Origin of the sequence: Sphingomonas sp. Leaf33, assembly GCF_001421785.1 — a bacterium.
Taxonomy (GTDB): Bacteria; Pseudomonadota; Alphaproteobacteria; order Sphingomonadales; family Sphingomonadaceae; genus Sphingomonas.
In genome coordinates, this window is the sequence record NZ_LMLB01000001.1 from 203,725 (window position 1) to 219,004 (window position 15,280).

At 69.6% G+C, this 15,280-nt stretch carries 13 protein-coding genes and 1 tRNA gene; 5 read left to right on the forward strand and 9 right to left on the reverse strand.

What is annotated here, in order from left to right:
- Positions 1-25 precede the first annotated feature (25 nt).
- Positions 26-3,463: a chromosome segregation protein SMC gene (gene smc, locus ASE86_RS01035; protein WP_056421671.1), complete on the forward strand. Its 3,438-nt coding sequence runs from the start codon at positions 26-28 to the stop codon at positions 3,461-3,463.
- A gap of 146 nt (positions 3,464-3,609) precedes the next feature.
- On the opposite strand, the gene ribA is transcribed toward smc, so the two are convergent.
- The 4 genes from ribA to ASE86_RS01055 all read right to left on the reverse strand — a co-directional run bounded on the left by ribA (position 3,610) and on the right by ASE86_RS01055 (position 8,904).
- On the reverse strand, positions 3,610-4,659 hold the full coding sequence (ribA, locus tag ASE86_RS16370) for a GTP cyclohydrolase II (RefSeq protein WP_056421672.1): 1,050 nt from the start codon (positions 4,657-4,659) through the stop codon (positions 3,610-3,612).
- The gene (locus ASE86_RS16375) at positions 4,656-5,444 is read right to left on the reverse strand and encodes an exodeoxyribonuclease III (protein WP_056421673.1); all 789 of its coding nucleotides are present in this window, start codon (positions 5,442-5,444) and stop codon (positions 4,656-4,658) included. Before ASE86_RS16375 ends, ribA begins: the two co-directional genes overlap by 4 nt.
- Positions 5,445-5,767: 323 nt before the next feature.
- A complete protein-coding gene (locus ASE86_RS01050) occupies positions 5,768-6,379 on the reverse strand; it encodes a LolA family protein (protein WP_056421674.1) in 612 nt (203 codons plus the stop codon).
- Positions 6,380-6,558: 179 nt separating this feature from the next.
- Positions 6,559-8,904, reverse strand: coding sequence for a DNA translocase FtsK (locus ASE86_RS01055; protein WP_056421675.1), 2,346 nt, complete (start codon positions 8,902-8,904; stop codon positions 6,559-6,561).
- A 110-nt stretch (positions 8,905-9,014) separates the two neighbouring features.
- On the opposite strand from ASE86_RS01055, the gene ASE86_RS01060 reads away from it, so the two are divergent.
- Positions 9,015-9,593, forward strand: a complete 579-nt coding sequence (locus tag ASE86_RS01060) for a hypothetical protein (RefSeq protein WP_056421676.1) — start codon at positions 9,015-9,017, stop codon at positions 9,591-9,593.
- Positions 9,594-9,603: 10 nt separating this feature from the next.
- A complete protein-coding gene (locus ASE86_RS01065) occupies positions 9,604-10,821 on the forward strand; it encodes an FAD-dependent monooxygenase (protein ID WP_056421677.1) in 1,218 nt (405 codons plus the stop codon).
- Here ASE86_RS01065 and ASE86_RS01070 read toward each other — a convergent pair.
- From ASE86_RS01070 to ASE86_RS01080, 3 genes are read right to left on the reverse strand one after another with little or no spacing between them, the layout of a single operon-like run.
- Positions 10,818-11,216 (reverse strand): hypothetical protein, encoded by a 399-nt coding sequence (locus tag ASE86_RS01070; RefSeq protein WP_056421678.1) that lies wholly within the window; start codon positions 11,214-11,216, stop codon positions 10,818-10,820. The genes ASE86_RS01065 and ASE86_RS01070 overlap by 4 nt on opposite strands.
- Positions 11,213-11,845, reverse strand: a complete 633-nt coding sequence (locus tag ASE86_RS01075; RefSeq protein WP_268795300.1) for an LON peptidase substrate-binding domain-containing protein — start codon at positions 11,843-11,845, stop codon at positions 11,213-11,215. Before ASE86_RS01075 ends, ASE86_RS01070 begins: the two co-directional genes overlap by 4 nt.
- On the reverse strand, positions 11,842-12,753 hold the full coding sequence (locus tag ASE86_RS01080) for a tetratricopeptide repeat protein (RefSeq protein ID WP_235523949.1): 912 nt from the start codon (positions 12,751-12,753) through the stop codon (positions 11,842-11,844). The genes ASE86_RS01075 and ASE86_RS01080 overlap by 4 nt, the downstream gene beginning before the upstream one ends.
- 148 nt (positions 12,754-12,901) lie before the next feature.
- On the opposite strand from ASE86_RS01080, the gene ASE86_RS01085 reads away from it, so the two are divergent.
- Both ASE86_RS01085 and ASE86_RS01090 read left to right on the forward strand, forming a co-directional pair.
- Positions 12,902-12,976 (forward strand) — tRNA-Gly (locus tag ASE86_RS01085).
- A 161-nt stretch (positions 12,977-13,137) separates the two neighbouring features.
- Positions 13,138-13,941, forward strand: coding sequence for a DUF72 domain-containing protein (locus tag ASE86_RS01090; RefSeq protein WP_056421680.1), 804 nt, complete (start codon positions 13,138-13,140; stop codon positions 13,939-13,941).
- Here the strand turns inward: ASE86_RS01090 and ASE86_RS16380 are convergent.
- Both ASE86_RS16380 and ASE86_RS16385 read right to left on the reverse strand, forming a co-directional pair.
- The gene (locus tag ASE86_RS16380) at positions 13,930-14,592 is read right to left on the reverse strand and encodes an HAD family hydrolase (protein WP_056426392.1); all 663 of its coding nucleotides are present in this window, start codon (positions 14,590-14,592) and stop codon (positions 13,930-13,932) included. The two genes, ASE86_RS01090 and ASE86_RS16380, sit on opposite strands and share 12 nt — an antisense overlap.
- Before the next feature lie 11 nt (positions 14,593-14,603).
- Positions 14,604-15,272, reverse strand: coding sequence for a YggS family pyridoxal phosphate-dependent enzyme (locus tag ASE86_RS16385; protein WP_056421681.1), 669 nt, complete (start codon positions 15,270-15,272; stop codon positions 14,604-14,606).
- Positions 15,273-15,280: the final 8 nt, after the last annotated feature.

The following is a 15,280-nucleotide window of genomic DNA, read 5'->3' on the forward strand; positions in this document are numbered from 1 at the left end:
GGGCGAACGGTCCTAGTATAGCCCGATGCGTATCAAACGCCTGCGCCTGACCGGGTTCAAGAGCTTCGTCGATCCCGCCGACCTTCGCATCGAACCCGGGCTGACCGGCGTCGTCGGCCCGAACGGCTGCGGCAAGTCCAACCTGCTCGAAGCGCTGCGCTGGGTGATGGGCGAGACCAGCGCCAGGTCGATGCGCGGCGCCGGCATGGACGACGTGATCTTTGCCGGCACCCAGGCGCGCCCGGCGCGCGACTTCGCCGAAGTGTCGGTGCTGGCCGACCAGATGATCGACGTCGGCGGGGCCCAAGCCGAGGAGTTCGAGGTCGTCCGCCGCATCGAACGCGGGGCGGGCAGCGCGTACCGGATCAACGGCCGCGACGTGCGCGCGAAGGACGTGGCGCTGGCCTTTGCCGATGCCGCGACCGGTGCGCATTCGCCGGCATTGGTCAGCCAGGGGCGGATCGGCGCGATTATCGCCGCCAAGCCGGCCGAACGCCGCGCGATGCTGGAGGAAGCCGCCGGCATTGCGGGACTGCACGTCCGCCGCAAGGATGCCGAAGCGAAGCTGCGCGCGACCGAAACGAACCTCGCCCGGCTGGACGAGGTCATCACCGACCAGGAAGCTCGTGCCGGACAATTGAAGCGCCAGGCGCGGCAGGCCGAACGCTATCGACTCCTGTCATCACAGATCCGGGTCGCGGAGGGGCGGATGATCTTTGCCCGGTGGCGCGACGCCGCCGCTGCGGCCGACACAGCGAAGGCGGAAAGCCGGGCGGCCGAGGCGCTGGTCGCCGAGCGCGCCGCAGCGGTGGCGCAGACGAGCGCGGCACGGGACGCGGCGACCCGGGCGCTGGGGGACGCGCGGACCGCGGCGCTCGTGGCGCGCGACCGGGCGAGCGAGGTCGGCCATGCGCTGTCGGCCCTGCGTGCACAGAAGGCGGCGGCCGAGCGCCGGCTGAGCGAGCTCGACGAACAGATGGCGCGATTGCGCGACGATCGCGCGCGCGAAGGGGCGCTCGCGCACGACGCGGCGGAGGCGATCGCGCGGCTGACGGCGGAGGGCAGGACGCTCGATGCGCGGATCACCGATGCCGCGGCGCGCCTGCCGCAGATCGACGCGCACCTCGCCGATGCCGAGCGCGCCGCGCGCGATGCCGACGTGGCGCTGGCGCAGGCACTCGCGGCGCAGGCGGGCGAGGCGGCCGAGGCGCGGGTCGCCGCCGCCGCGCGCGACGCAGCGCGGGGGCGGGCCGAGCGGGTGCGGCGCGACGTCGCGCTGCTCGATCGCGATCGCGCGGGACTGGCCGATGCCGCGCCGATCGCGGCCGAACGCGACCGCGCCGTCGCCGCGCGCGTCGAGGCGGCAGCGCACGGGGCCGCGGCGCGGGCTTCGCTGGAGGCTGCGATCGCCGCCGAACGCACCGCACAGGACGGACGCGATGCCGCTCAAGCGGCGCGCTCCGCCGCCCACGCCGAGTTGACCGCGATCGACGGCGAGATGCGCGCGCTCGCCAAGGCGGTTCAGCCGAGCCCGCGCGATCGCCTGCTCGACCGGGTTCGACCCGCCCCCGGATATGAGCGTGCGCTGGCGGCGGCGCTTGGGGACGACCTGAACGCCGGGCTAGATACGGCGGCCGAGCGGCGCTGGGCGGGCGCCGCACCGCAGCCGGGGGATCCCGGACCGCCGGCCGATACGACGCCGCTTGCCGATCATGTCGCCGCACCGCCAGCGCTGGCGCGGCGGCTGGCGCAGGTGTTCGTGAGCGACACCGACGCGGGCCAGCCGCTGGCGGTCGGGCAGCGGCTGGTGACGCGCGCGGGTGAACTGCGGCGCTGGGACGGCTATGTTGCCCGCAGCGACGGGGCGGCAGCGGCAGAGCGGCTGGAGCGCGTCAACCGGTTGCGGGCGCTGACGGCCACACGCCCGGCGGCCGAGGCGGCAGTGAGCGTGGCCGATGCAACGCTCGGCGGCATCGATACCGCGGTGACGCAGGCGCGCAGCGACGCGGCGGCGGCGCGGCGGACGATCGATGCCGCCGAGCTCGCCACGCGCGAAGCGACGCGTGCCGAGGATCGTGCGGCAGCGACGCTCGAACGGCTGGCGGCGCAGCGCGGCGATCTCGACGCGCGGGCCACGCGGTTGGCGGACGACCTGCGCGAGGCCGAGGCCGATCTGGCGCGCGCCGAGACGCTGGTAGCGGCGCTGCCGGACGGGAACGAGACGCGGGCGCGGGTCGCCGCACTCGGCAGCGTCGCGGACGCGGCGCGTGGCGCAGTGGCGACGGCGCGGGCCGACCGCGCCGGAATCGATCGCGACGCGGCATCCGCGCGCGAGCGGGCCGCGGCGGCGGCGGCGGAAGCGAAGGGCTGGAAGGCGCGCGCCGGAGAGGCCGCACGGCGGATCGCCGACATGGCGACACGCGAATCGGCGCTGGCCGAGGAGCGCACCGGACTTGCCGCGCGACCGGGCCTGCTGTCCGAGCGTATCGCGGGCGCCGATCGCGAGGCGACGACGGCGCGGGCCGAGGCCGATTCGCTCGCCGCGGCCGAACGCGCGGCGGAGGCGACGCTGCGCACCGCGGAAAGCAACGCGCGCGTCGCCGCCGAAGCGCTGTCGGTGGCGCGCGAGGCGCGGGCCGGAGCCGTCGCACGGGCGGAAAACCAGGACCTGCGCCGGGTCGAGATGGGACGCCTGTCGGGCGAACGCTTCGAATGTCCGCCGCCGCTGCTGCCCGAACGCGCCGGGTTCGACGCGGGCGAGGTCGGATCGCCGGCCGACGAATCCATCCGCCACGAACGGCTGACCCAGGATCGCGAGCGGATCGGGCCGGTGAACCTCGTCGCGGAGAGCGAACTCGCCGAACTGGAAGCGGGCGCGCTGACCAATGCGCAGGAACGCCACGAGCTGGCGCTGGCCGTTAATCGCCTGCGCGGGTCGATCGGGACGCTCAATCGCGAGGGTCGCGAACGGCTGCGCGCCGCGTTCGAGGCGGTCGACGGGCATTTCCGGCGGCTGTTTACGACGCTGTTCAACGCCGATGGAAAGGACGGGGGCCAGGCGCACCTCGCGCTGGTCGACTCGGACGATCCGCTGGAGGCGGGGCTGGAGATTCTGGCCCAGCCGCCGGGCAAGCGGCTGCAATCGCTGACGCTGCTGTCGGGCGGCGAACAGGCGCTGACCGCGGTCGCGCTGATCTTTGCGCTGTTCCTGACCAACCCCGCCCCGATCTGCGTCCTCGACGAAGTCGATGCGCCTTTGGACGATGCCAACATCGATCGGTTCTGCGACCTGCTCGACCGGATGGTCCAGGAAACCGACACCCGCTACCTGATCGTCACCCACAATGCCGCGACGATGAGCCGGATGCACCGTCTGTTCGGCGTGACGATGGTCGAGAAGGGCGTCAGCCGGCTGGTGTCGGTCGACCTGGGCGGCGCGGAGGGCTTGCTGGCCGCGGAGTAGCGCCCCCCCGCCCCCCCTAACAGTCGTCATCCCCGCGAAGGCGGGCATCAATAGTCGCCGAACGTGATGAGACTCACCGAGGCCAGCCAGAATTTATCCCCGCCTTCGCGGGGATGACGATTAGGAGTGGAAGTGACGGCAAAGCGTCAGAGCTGGTGCCCCGTCCGGTCCCGCTTGGTTTCCAGATACTTCGCGTTATGCGGGTTGGCCGGCAGCATCAGCGGCACCCGTTCGGCGACCGCAATCCCTGCCGCCTCCAGCCCCGCGACCTTCGCCGGATTATTGGTCAGCAACCGCACGTCGCGCTGCCCGAGCAGATCGAGCATCCGCGCCGCCACCCGGAAATCGCGCGCGTCGATCGCGAAGCCCAGCCGCGTGTTCGCATCGACGGTATCGAACCCCTGGTCCTGCAGCGCATAGGCCCGCAGCTTGTTGACCAGACCGATCCCGCGCCCTTCCTGCCGCAGGTACAGCAGGATGCCCCAGCCGCCGCCCGCGATACGCGCCAACGCCTCATGCAGTTGCGGGCCGCAGTCGCATTTCAGGCTGCCGAGCACATCGCCGGTCAGGCATTCGCTATGCAGCCGCACGAGCGGCGGGGTGCCGTCGGGGCGGCCGAGGATCAGCGCGACATGCTCGCCCGCTGCTTCCGGCGTGCGGAACGCGACGATCTCGGCATCCTCGCACGCCGCGACGGGTAGGCGGGCGCGGGTGGCGATGGCGAGACGGGTGGCGTCCTCATGCGCTGCGATGTCGGCGCGCGTGATCGCGACGTCGCCGCCCGTCCCTTCGCGCAGGAAATAGGCGGGCAGGATGCCGGCGACGCGCGCGAGCAGCAGCGCGGCGGCGGCATCCCCGGCATGGGGCACGGCGATCGCGCGGAACGGGCCCTTCATCGGCGTCGCAAGATCGCGCTGCGGGTCGGCGAGCGCGGTCGCGGTCGCGAAATCGAGCCACGGCGCACGATCGACCAGCACCGGCGCATCGGGCACCGCGGCATCGCGCTGGTTGGCAAGCTTCAGCGTCGCCGCGCGGCCAGCCGACAAGAGCACCGGGGCTTGGGCCACGGGATCGAAGTTCGCCAGCCGCGCCGGGTCCGCCGTTTCGATCGCCAGCAGCGTCAGCGCGCCGACCGACACCGGCCAGCCGCGCCTGAGCGCATCGACCGCGCGCGCCGTCGCCTTGGCGTCGCTCAAAGGTCGAACTCGGTGATGATGGGCACGTGGTCGGAGGGTTTCAGCCAACTGCGAACCGGCTCGCACACGCGGTGCGACACCGCGTTCTCGGCGACCGCGGGGCTCGCCCACATATGATCGAGCCGCCGCCCGCGATCGGATGCCGCCCAGTCCTTTGCGCGGTAGCTCCACCAGGTGTGGAGCCGCGCCGGCGCGGGGTGGAACTTGCGGCCGAGGTCGACCCAGTCGTGCGCCCGTTGCAGGCGGGCGAGTGCTTCGACCTCGATGGGCGTATGGCTGACCACGTCGAGCAGCGCCTTGTGGCTCCACACGTCCTCGGGCAGCGGCGCGATGTTGAAGTCGCCCGTCAGCACCGTCGGCACGTCGAGCGTTTCCGACCAGCGCGTCATCCGCTCGACGAAATCGAGCTTCTGGCCGAACTTCGGGTTCACATCGCGGTCGGGCACGTCGCCGCCGGCGGGGACGTAGACGTTCTCCAGCCGCAGGCCGTTTGGCAATCGCACCCCGACATGCCGCGCCTCGCCGTTCGACTGCCAGTCGAGCCGATCGTCCTCGATGAGCGGCACGCGGCTGACGATCGCAACGCCGTGATGCATCCGCTGGCCGTGGATGATGACATGGGTGTAGCCGATCGCGCGAAAGGCGGCGGCGGGGAAGTCGGCATCGATGACCTTGGTTTCCTGCAAGCACAGGATGTCGGGCGACTCTTGCGTCAGGAACTGCTCGACGATGCCGATGCGGAAGCGGACGGAGTTGATGTTCCAGGACGCGATGCTGAGGGTCATGCCGGCGGGATGTAGGGGGTTTGCTGCTGGTCCGCAAAGCCGGAAGCCCGTCACGGCAAAGCCGTGACGTCGAACGCGGCAGCGCCGCGTCGGCCGTTTCGTTTGTGTGCTCGCGGCGGAACGCCGCGGTCCACAAACGAAATGGCCCCCGCTCCGGGGGCATGGAGCGAGGGCCGACCTGTCGTTCGTCACGCAGGCTGGAGGGGGGACCGGATGTCGTCCGGGCAACAGGGGGAATCCCGAACTGGAAAGCCCCCGCCTCCGCACCAAATGAATAGCCGGCTAATCCTGTCGCTCAGATGAACAGTTTCATTCAGCAACCGTCAGTTTCGGACCGAACCCCTCTTCGGGTCGCGCCATTTGAACGCTCCGTCGCTGACGGGCACGCCGAACTGCTGGTTCGACAGGCGAATCGAGGTGCGGTTGCCCTGACTGTCCAGCGCGACCCAGCCCTGGAGCATCAACCCGCCGGGCGCCGACGCCTGCTTGGCAAAGACCAGCGTGATTCGCCCGAACTCGGGCCGCTTGGGATCGCGCGCCTCGACACTGACGACATTCGGGTTCGCGCTCGGCTGGACGGTCGCGAAGCGCGAGATGTCCTTGGTCGGGTCGAGCAGCACGCCCAGCGGCGAATTGCCGACCGGCCAGCGTGACTTCTGTCCGACCGAATAGTCCAGGAACCAGAGATCCTTGCCGTCGCCGACGATCAGGATCGGCACGCCTTTCTCATAGTGGAAGCGGATCTTGCCGGGCTTTTTCAGCGTCAGCGTGCCGGTCAGCACCTTGCCCGCGCGATCGGTCTGACTGAAATTGGCGGTCATCGTCGAGACGGCCTGCAGATGCCGCTGCACCTGGCCGATCTCGGGCGCGGTCTGGGCAACGGCGGGCGCGGCGATGGCGACCGCCGCGGCGGTCAGGTAGAGTGACTTGAACATCTGAACCTCATGAAAGCGCCGCGTTGAACGCGGCGTGAACCCCGGCCGTTCCGCGGGAGGCGGTTCCGCACCCCGTTCGTGCCGAGCTTGTCGAAGCCCCGTACTTCCATACGCTCGTCCGTCGCTTGCGGCACAAAGAACGGTGCTTCGACAAGCTCGGCACGACCGGGGTGCGGGGGCTAAGCCAACGGCCGCCCGTCCTCGTCCATCAGCACTTCGCGGCGGCCGACGTGGTCGGGTTTGCCGACCAGGCCGTCCTTTTCCATCCGTTCGATCAGGCGCGCGGCCGAATTGTAGCCGACGCGCAGCTGGCGCTGGAGCCAGCTGGTCGAGGCCTTCTGGCTCTGTGCGACGTGCTGGACCGCCTGGCGATACAGCGCATTTTCCGGGGTGTCGTCGCCGATCGGCGCGCCGTCGAGCGCGAAGCCGCCCTCTTCGGGATCGTTGGTGACGGCGTCGATATATTCGGGCTCGCCCTGCGCGCGCCAGAAATCGGCGACGGCCTGGACCTCGTCATCGCTCACGAAGGGGCCGTGGACGCGCGCGGTGCCGCGGCCGCCGGGCATGTAGAGCATGTCGCCCTTGCCCAGCAGCTGTTCGGCGCCCTGTTCGCCGAGGATCGTGCGCGAATCGATCTTGCTCGTCACGTGGAAGCTGATGCGCGTCGGCAGGTTCGCCTTGATGACGCCGGTGATGACGTCGACCGACGGACGCTGCGTCGCCATGATGAGGTGGATGCCGGCCGCGCGCGCCTTTTGCGCCAGGCGCTGGATCAGGAATTCGACTTCCTTGCCCGCGGTCATCATCAGGTCGGCGAGCTCGTCGACGATGATGACGATCTGCGGCAGCGGATTGAGGTCGAGCGTCTCTTCCTCGTACATCGGCTTGCCGTTGTCGTCGTAGCCGACATGGACCTTGCGCCCCAACTCCTGCCCCTTGGCCTTCGCGGCGCGGACCTTGTCGTTGAAGCTGGCGAGGGAGCGGACGTTGACGCTCGCCATCATGCGATAGCGGTCCTCCATCTGCTCGACCGCCCATTTCAGCGCACGGACGGCCTTGGGTGGATCGGTGACGACATCGGCCAGCAGATGCGGGATGCCCTTGTAGATGCTGAGTTCGAGCATCTTGGGGTCGATCATGATCATCCGGCACTGGTCCGGGGTCAGCCGGTAGAGCAGCGACAGGATCATGCTGTTCAGGCCGACCGACTTGCCCGAGCCGGTGGTGCCCGCGACCAGCAGGTGCGGCATCGGCGCGAGATCGGCGACGACCGGATCGCCGGCGATGTTCTTGCCCAGCACCAGCGGCAACCCTTGAGCGGCGTCGAACGCGTCGCTGCCGATCAGTTCCTGCAACGCCACGGCTTCACGCCGGGCATTGGGCAGTTCGATGCCGATGACGGTGCGGCCCGGAATCGTCGCCACGCGTGCCGAGATGGCGGACATGTTGCGTGCGATGTCGTCGGCCAGCGCGATGACGCGGGTGGCCTTGATGCCGGGTTCGGGCTCCAGTTCGTACATCGTCACGACCGGGCCGGGGCGAACCTCGACGATCGCACCCTTCACCTTGAAGTCGTCGAGCACGCTTTCGAGCAGGCGGGCGTTGCGTTCCAGCGCGGCCTTGTCGATCGTCGGGTTGGCGTTGGGCGGCGGGGGTTTCAGCAGGTCGAGCGGCGGCAGCGTGTAGTTGTCGCGCAGGTCCAGGCTCTGCTGGCGCGCTTCCTTCTTCACCGCCGGGGCGGGCGGCACCTGGCGATCGGCGATCAGCGGGCCCGGTCGGTCGATCGGCACGGCGACCTTGCGCGGGGCCGGGCCGGCCGTGACGGGCGTGTCGTCGCCCGCGTCCGCTTCGTCATCGACGTCGAATACATCGTCGGCGTCGACGCCGCCGGGTTTGCCACGGGTTCGCGTCGCGGTCGGGAGGCGCAGGCGCGGCAGCGACAGCCGCGCCTCGGGCAGGTCGAGGTTCACGCCGCGCGTCCAGACGAACACGCCGATCAGCCCGAGCGCGACGCCGACGATCCGCATCGCCCACAGCTCGGCATTCGCGTTGCCGATCAGCGCGATGCACCAGCGAAACGCATCCGCCACCGCCAGCCCGACGATCCCGCCCCAGCCGCCGGGCAGGGTCATCACCGCTTCCGACGACAGAAAGGCAAAGGCGCTCGCCATCAGCGCAACGCCGACCAGCGTCGTGCGCAGCATCCGGCCCCAGCGCCCCAGCGGCACGTCGCGCCACAGACGCGAGGCGAAGACCAGCCCCAGCGGCAGGGCCAGCGCGACCGCCGGTCCGAACAGCGCGAACAGCGCGTCCGCCGCATAGGCACCCGGCACCCCCAACAGATTGCGCACCGGGCCGCCGGCCGCGGTGTTCATCGACGGATCGCCCGAATGATAGCTCGCCAGCGCGAAGCCCAGGCCGATGGTACCGACGATCAGCAGCACCGCGGCCAGCATCGCGCCCGATCGGCGGGCGCCAGCCTTTACCGTGTCCCGCCACAGATACGGCGCAGCCCGGCTCGCCATGAGTCACACCCCCCAAAAAAGCAGGTGCCCATTGTCCGCGCCCGCGGACTCGACGTCAAGGCAGCGGCAGTGCCTTCTTCCCGCCATGGAGATGCCGGACGGTGAGACCCATGCTGACCGCCATTGCCCTGCTCCTCGCCCAGGCCGCCGCCCCGACGTGCGCCCATGATCGCGACGCGATGCTGAAGCGCGATTTCAGCAGCTTCGACCAGGACATGGCCGTCGGCTGGCGCAGCCTGTCGATGCGCGGGTGCGAAACGCAGGCCGCCGACCTGATCCGCGACTATCGGTCGGCGAATGCCGTTCCGCCGGAGCGAGTCGGGCTGTTGTACTGGCACGAAGGCCAGCTGCGGGCGAACCTGGGCCAGACCGCCGCAGCGATCGCGCTGTTCGAAAAGGCCTACAAGACGCCCGAACAGGACCGCGGCTTCGGCTGGAACCTGTATGTTGATGGCAGCATCGCGTTCCTGCGGCGCGACCGCGCAGCGCTCGACACGGCACGCGCCGCGCTCGCCGCCGTCCCGCGCCCGGCCGGCTTCGATCCGCGCGGACCGGACGGCAAGCCGATCGCGGTGCGCTGGCCGATGAACCTCGCCGTGCTCGATGGCTTCCAGCGGTGCTGGGACCAACCGTACAAGACGGCCTATGTCTGTCCGCCCACGGTTGGCACGGCGCCCGCGCCCCGGTAGGGCGGTCTGCATGAACCGTGCAGACGTCCTCATCCTCGGCGGCGGGCTGGTCGGCAGTGCGCTGGGTGTCGCGCTGTCGGCGCATGGCCTGACCAGCATCATCGTCGATATCGCCGACAAGGACACGATCCTTGCCGCCGGCTTCGACGGCCGCGCCTCCGCCATCGCCAGTGCCCCGTACCGGATGCTGTCGGCGATCGGCGTGATCGACCGGCTGGCCGGGGTCGGCTGCCCGATCGAGGGCATCCGGGTGAGCGACGGACTGGAGCCGGGCGCGCTCGATTTCGAACCCGATACGCCTGGCGATGCGCTGGGCACGATGTTCGAGAACCGCCACCTGCGCCGCGCGCTGCTCGAGGCGGCCGAAGCGGCAAGCCACGTCGACCTGCGCATGACGACGCACGCAGTGACGGTCGATCGCGGGCCGTTCGGCGTCACCGCGACGCTGAGCGACGGGTCGACCGTCCACGCAGCCCTGCTGATCGCTGCCGAGGGTCGTAATTCGCCGACACGGGAAGCGGCGGGTCTGCGGGTGGCGCGCTGGACGTACGACCATGCCGCGATGGTGTCGTCGTTCCACCACGCCGACCCCCATGAGAACATCGCCTACGAAATCTTCTACCCGACCGGCCCCTTCGCGCTGCTGCCGCTGGTCGACGATGCCGACGGGCATCGCTCGGCGATCGTCTGGTCGGTGAAGGCGGGCGATGCGCCGGGCATGATGAAGCTCGGCGACCGCGCCTGGCTATATGAGGCGGAGAAGCGGATGGGCGGCTTCCTGGGCCCGCTCCGTGGGCTGACGCGGCGGCAGAGCTACCCGCTCGGATTCCACCATGCCGCCACGATCACCGGCGAACGGCTGGCGCTGGTCGGCGACGCCGCGCACGGCATCCACCCGATCGCGGGCCAGGGCGTCAACGTGGGCTTTCGCGATGTGGCGACGCTGGTCGAGGTGCTGGTCGAGGGCAAGCGCACCGGGATGGACCTGGGCGACGCGCAACTGCTCGCGCGATACGAGCGCTGGCGCAGTCTCGACACGTTCATGGTGTCGGTCGCGACCGACGGCCTGAACCGGCTGTTCGGCATCCCCGGCAAGACCGCGAGCGCGGTGCGGCGATTCGGCCTGTCGGCGGTCCAGCGGATGCCGGCGCTGAAGGACCGCTTCATGGCCGAAGCGCGCGGCGAGAGCGGGCAGGTGCCCAAATTGCTGTCGGGCTTGATGATTTAAGCGATCGGCGCCGCTATCGCTTCTCGCTGTTCGACCTCTTCGGCAAGCGGTCGGATCATGATGAAGGTTCCGCTCAGGTCCTCACCGATATTCCAGCGCCCGAATATCTCGTCGCCATCGGCATCGACCGTCCCGTCATAGAAAACCGCGTCGCGGTGCATTTCGTCATAGCGCTTGATGAACGTCACGCTCGACCCGACGTGGCTGCCCGTAATGAAGGCGGTCTGCTCGGGATGTAGGTCGTCGGGCTGATCGCTCGCCTCGCGCGTTTCGCCTGCCAGGACGCCGCCGACATCGTGCAACTCGGCCGCAAAATCGTTTGACCACCCATCTTCCACGTAGGTGTACCGGCCATGCCATCGCCCGGTGAGATTGTCGGCGGCCGCATTGGTCACTGGAGCGTGCCCGAATCCTCTTCGTGATGGCCGAAGAAGGTCATCAGCTGGACGATCAGCTCGGCACGCTCCGACAGGCCTTGCGCCTCCAGCAGCGCCTGCTTCGATGCCGGGTCGAAGGGCGCGATCTGGGCGATGCCGTTGACGAGCGATTCGTCGTCGAGCCGCGACACGCCTTCCCAGTCGACCGCATAGCCGTGGATGTCGGCGAACTTGCGCGATTCGGCCTCCAGCGCGGCGCGTTCGCCCAGATTCAGGATTTCCCCCGCCGGCGTCGGCTCCAGCACTGCCTCCACCTGGCGAAAGCTGGTCGTCACGTCGAGCTCGCGGACGATGCGGAAGCGCGACAGGCCTTCGAGCACGATATTGTATCGCCCGTCGTCCATCGCCTCGACATCGGCGATCTTGCCGACGCAGCCGATGTCGAACAGCGGCGGCCGGCCGCCCTGCACGGTGGCGACGCCGCGCGGCTGGATCATCCCGATGCGCCGGTCGCGGGCCAGTGCGTCACCGACCATCGCGCGGTACCGCGGCTCGAAGATGTGCAGCGGCAGGTGCATCCGCGGGAACAGGATCGCACCCGGCAGCGGGAAGATCGACAGGCGGGTCGAGGCGGGAGCGTCGGTCACCCGAACAGGATCGCCGACAGCTTTCGGCGATGCGCCGAGACCCAAGGGTCCTCCAGCCCGACCGCTTCGAACAGCTTCAAGAGTTGCGCGCGCGCTGCCCCCTCGTTCCAGTTCTTGTCGGTGGCGATCGAGCGGAGCAGCGTGGCCGCTGCGGCATCGCGGTCGCCCGCCGCCATCTGGCCGCCGGCAAGCTCCATCGCGGCCTCGTGATCCTGCGGATTGGCGGCGACGCGCGCTTCCAGCCCCGACAGATCGGCGACCGGCGTCGCGGTGCGGGCAAGATCGATCGCCGAGCGCGCGCGCGCGACTTCGGGCGCCTTGGCGGCATCCTCCGGCAGCGCATCGAGAGCGGCGGCGGCCTCGTCCACCCGCCCCGCCGCGACCAGCGCGCGCGCGCGGCCGGCGGCGACGGCGGGGTGGTCCGGTGCCATTTCGGCAAGCTGGTCATAGATCGACAGCGCGCGTTCGGCGTCGCCTTCGGTCAGCACGCCCTCCGCCATGGCGATCAGCGGCTCCAGCTCGGCCTCCTGCGCAGCCTCGTCGCTCTGCACCGGCAGCTGTCGCAGCAACTGGTCGAGCATCGCCTTCAGCTGCGATTCGGTGCGCGCGCTGGTCAGGTCGGCGGCCAGCTGGCCCTGGAACATCGCATAGACGGTCGGGATCGAGCGGACCTGGAATTGCGCGGCGATGAACTTGTTCGCATCGACATCGATCTTCTTCAGCACGACGCCCTTGCCGGCATAGTCGGCGGCGACCTTTTCGAGCACCGGGCCCAGCTGCTTGCACGGCCCGCACCATTCCGCCCAGAAATCGATGATGACCAGGTTCGTCATCGACGGTTCGACGACATCGCGACGGAACGCCTCCACGGCGTCCTTGTCGGCAGGCGAGAGTCCAAGCGTAGCCAAGGGCGGCTCCTCAACGAAAAATCGGTTCGCGTCCATGTGGGCGCTCGGAAACCGCACGCCAAGTGTTTTCAGGGGTTGTGCGCCTGTGATTCGGTCGCTAATGGCACGCCTCCACCCGCCGGAAGCTTGGTTTTCCGGCAACGCCAGAGCGGGCGTAGCTCAGGGGTAGAGCACAACCTTGCCAAGGTTGGGGTCGAGGGTTCGAATCCCTTCGCCCGCTCCAGTCGCTGCCGCGAAATAGCGGCGCTATTTCACGACATCGCAGCGACGACGGCCGGCGCCACTTGTGGCGACCGACGACGCGGCTTTGCCGCGGCGCGTTCACTGCTTCCCGCACGGAACACGTGCCTCGACAAGCTCGGCACGAACGGGTGTAGATGGCCCATGCCAAAACTCCCCCCGATTCGCGCCGGCATCGGCGGCTGGACCTTCGAGCCCTGGCGCGGCGGCGTATTCTATCCCGAGAAATGGCCGCAGAAGCGCGAGTTGGAATATGCCGCGTCGACGCTGACCGCGATCGAAGTGAACGGCACCTATTACTCCGGGTTCAAGCCCGAAACCTTCGCCAAATGGCGCGACGAGACGCCGGACGGGTTCGTCTTCGCGCTGAAGGCGTCACGCTATTGCACCAACCGCAAGGTTCTGGCCGAGGCGGGCCCGTCGATCCAGAAGTTCGTGAGCCAGGGCATCACCGGACTGGGTGACAAGCTGGGTCCGATCCTGTGGCAGTTCATGGCGACAAAGAAATTCGACGCGGAGGACTTCGCAGCGTTCCTGAACCTGCTGCCGGCCAAGCAGGACGGTATCGCCCTGCGCCACGCGGTACAGGTGCGGCATGAGAGTTTCGCGGTCCCCGAATTCGTCGCGATGTGCCGGGCGGCGAATGTCGCGATCGTCCATGCGCGGTCGGACGAGTATCCGGCGATCGCCGATGTGACCGCCGACTTCGTCTACGCCCGCTACGAAACCGCCGTGGCCGACGAGCCTGCGGGCTATGCCGACAGCGATCTCGACGCGATCGCCGCGACCGCGCGCGACTGGGCGAGCGGGATCGAGCCGGCCGGACTGCCCTATGTCACGCAGGACGCCCCGAAGGCCCCGCGCGAGACGTTCGTCTTCTTCATCTCGGGCGCGAAGGAACGCAATCCGGCGGCCGCGCAGGCGCTGATAGCGCGGTTAGGCGAGTAAGCGCGCGACCTCTGCATAGTCATCGGCGACCGCATCGACACCCAACGCCTCCAGCCGGTCGGCGTGGCCGATGCCGCAATGCGTGCCCGCGCACAGCCCGATGACATAGCCGCCCGATGCGACCGCACCGGTCACGCCGACCGGCGAATCCTCCAGGATCGCGCAGTCGGTGATGGCGACGCCCAGTCGATCGGCGGCGTGGAGATACAGGTCGGGCGCGGGCTTGCCGCGGGCGACATGCTCCTTGCCGGAATAGATGTGGTCGCCGAACGCGTTCGCGAGGTCGATATGGTCGAGGTGCGCACGGATCCATGCGGTGGTGCTCGACGAGACGATCGCGCGCGGCAGGTCGGCGGGGAGCGAGCGGACGAAATCGACCGCGCCGGCCACCGCATCGACGCCGTCGCGCAGGGCCCGGGCATTCTCCGCCTCGCGCACGGTCCAGAACTCCGCCGGCAGCGGAGCGCCGATCCAGCGTTCGATCGCATCGGTGAACGCGCCGCCCGACAGGCCCATGAAATTAGCCATCGAATCCTTGGCGGTCGTCGGATGGCCGATCCCGGTCAGATACTCGGCGATATGCCTGTTGCCGTCATATTCGGTCTCGACCAGCACGCCGTCGAAATCGAACAGGAGTGCCGCGACGCGGATCGGCGACACCGTCACGCGCGCGCCCCGAACAGCGCAGTGCCGACGCGGACGTGCGTCGCGCCGATGCGGACGGCGGTTTCCAGGTCGCTGCTCATCCCCATGCTGAGGCCGTCCAACCCTTCGTCCCGCGCGATCCTGGCCAGCAGCGCGAAATAGGGTGCCGGTTCGAGGTCGGCGGGGGGCACGCACATCAGCCCGACCACCGGCAGGTCGGCGGCCCGCGCATCCGCCAGCAACGCGGGCAGGTCGGCGACCGCGCAGCCGCCCTTCTGCGGTTCGTCGCCGATGTTGACCTGGACGAAGCACGGGATCCGGCGATCCTGCGCGTCCATCGCACGGGCCAGCGCGCCGACCAGCGACGGGCGATCGACCGAATGAATCGCATCGAACAACGCGACCGCGTCGGTCGCCTTGTTCGACTGGAGCTGTCCGACCAGGTGCAGCGCGATGCCCGGCGTCTCCTCGCGCAGCGCGGGCCATTTCTCGGCGGCCTCCTGCACGCGGTTCTCGCCGAACACGCGCTGTCCTGCCGCGATCAGCGGGCGGATTGCGTCGGCGTCGTGCATCTTCGACACTGCGATCAGCGTGACATCGGCAGGCGCGCGCCCGGCCAGCTTGCAGCCATGGGCAATGGTCGCGTGGATCGCGGCCAGGCGGCTCGCGGGATCGTCGTTGGGCATGGCGCGCG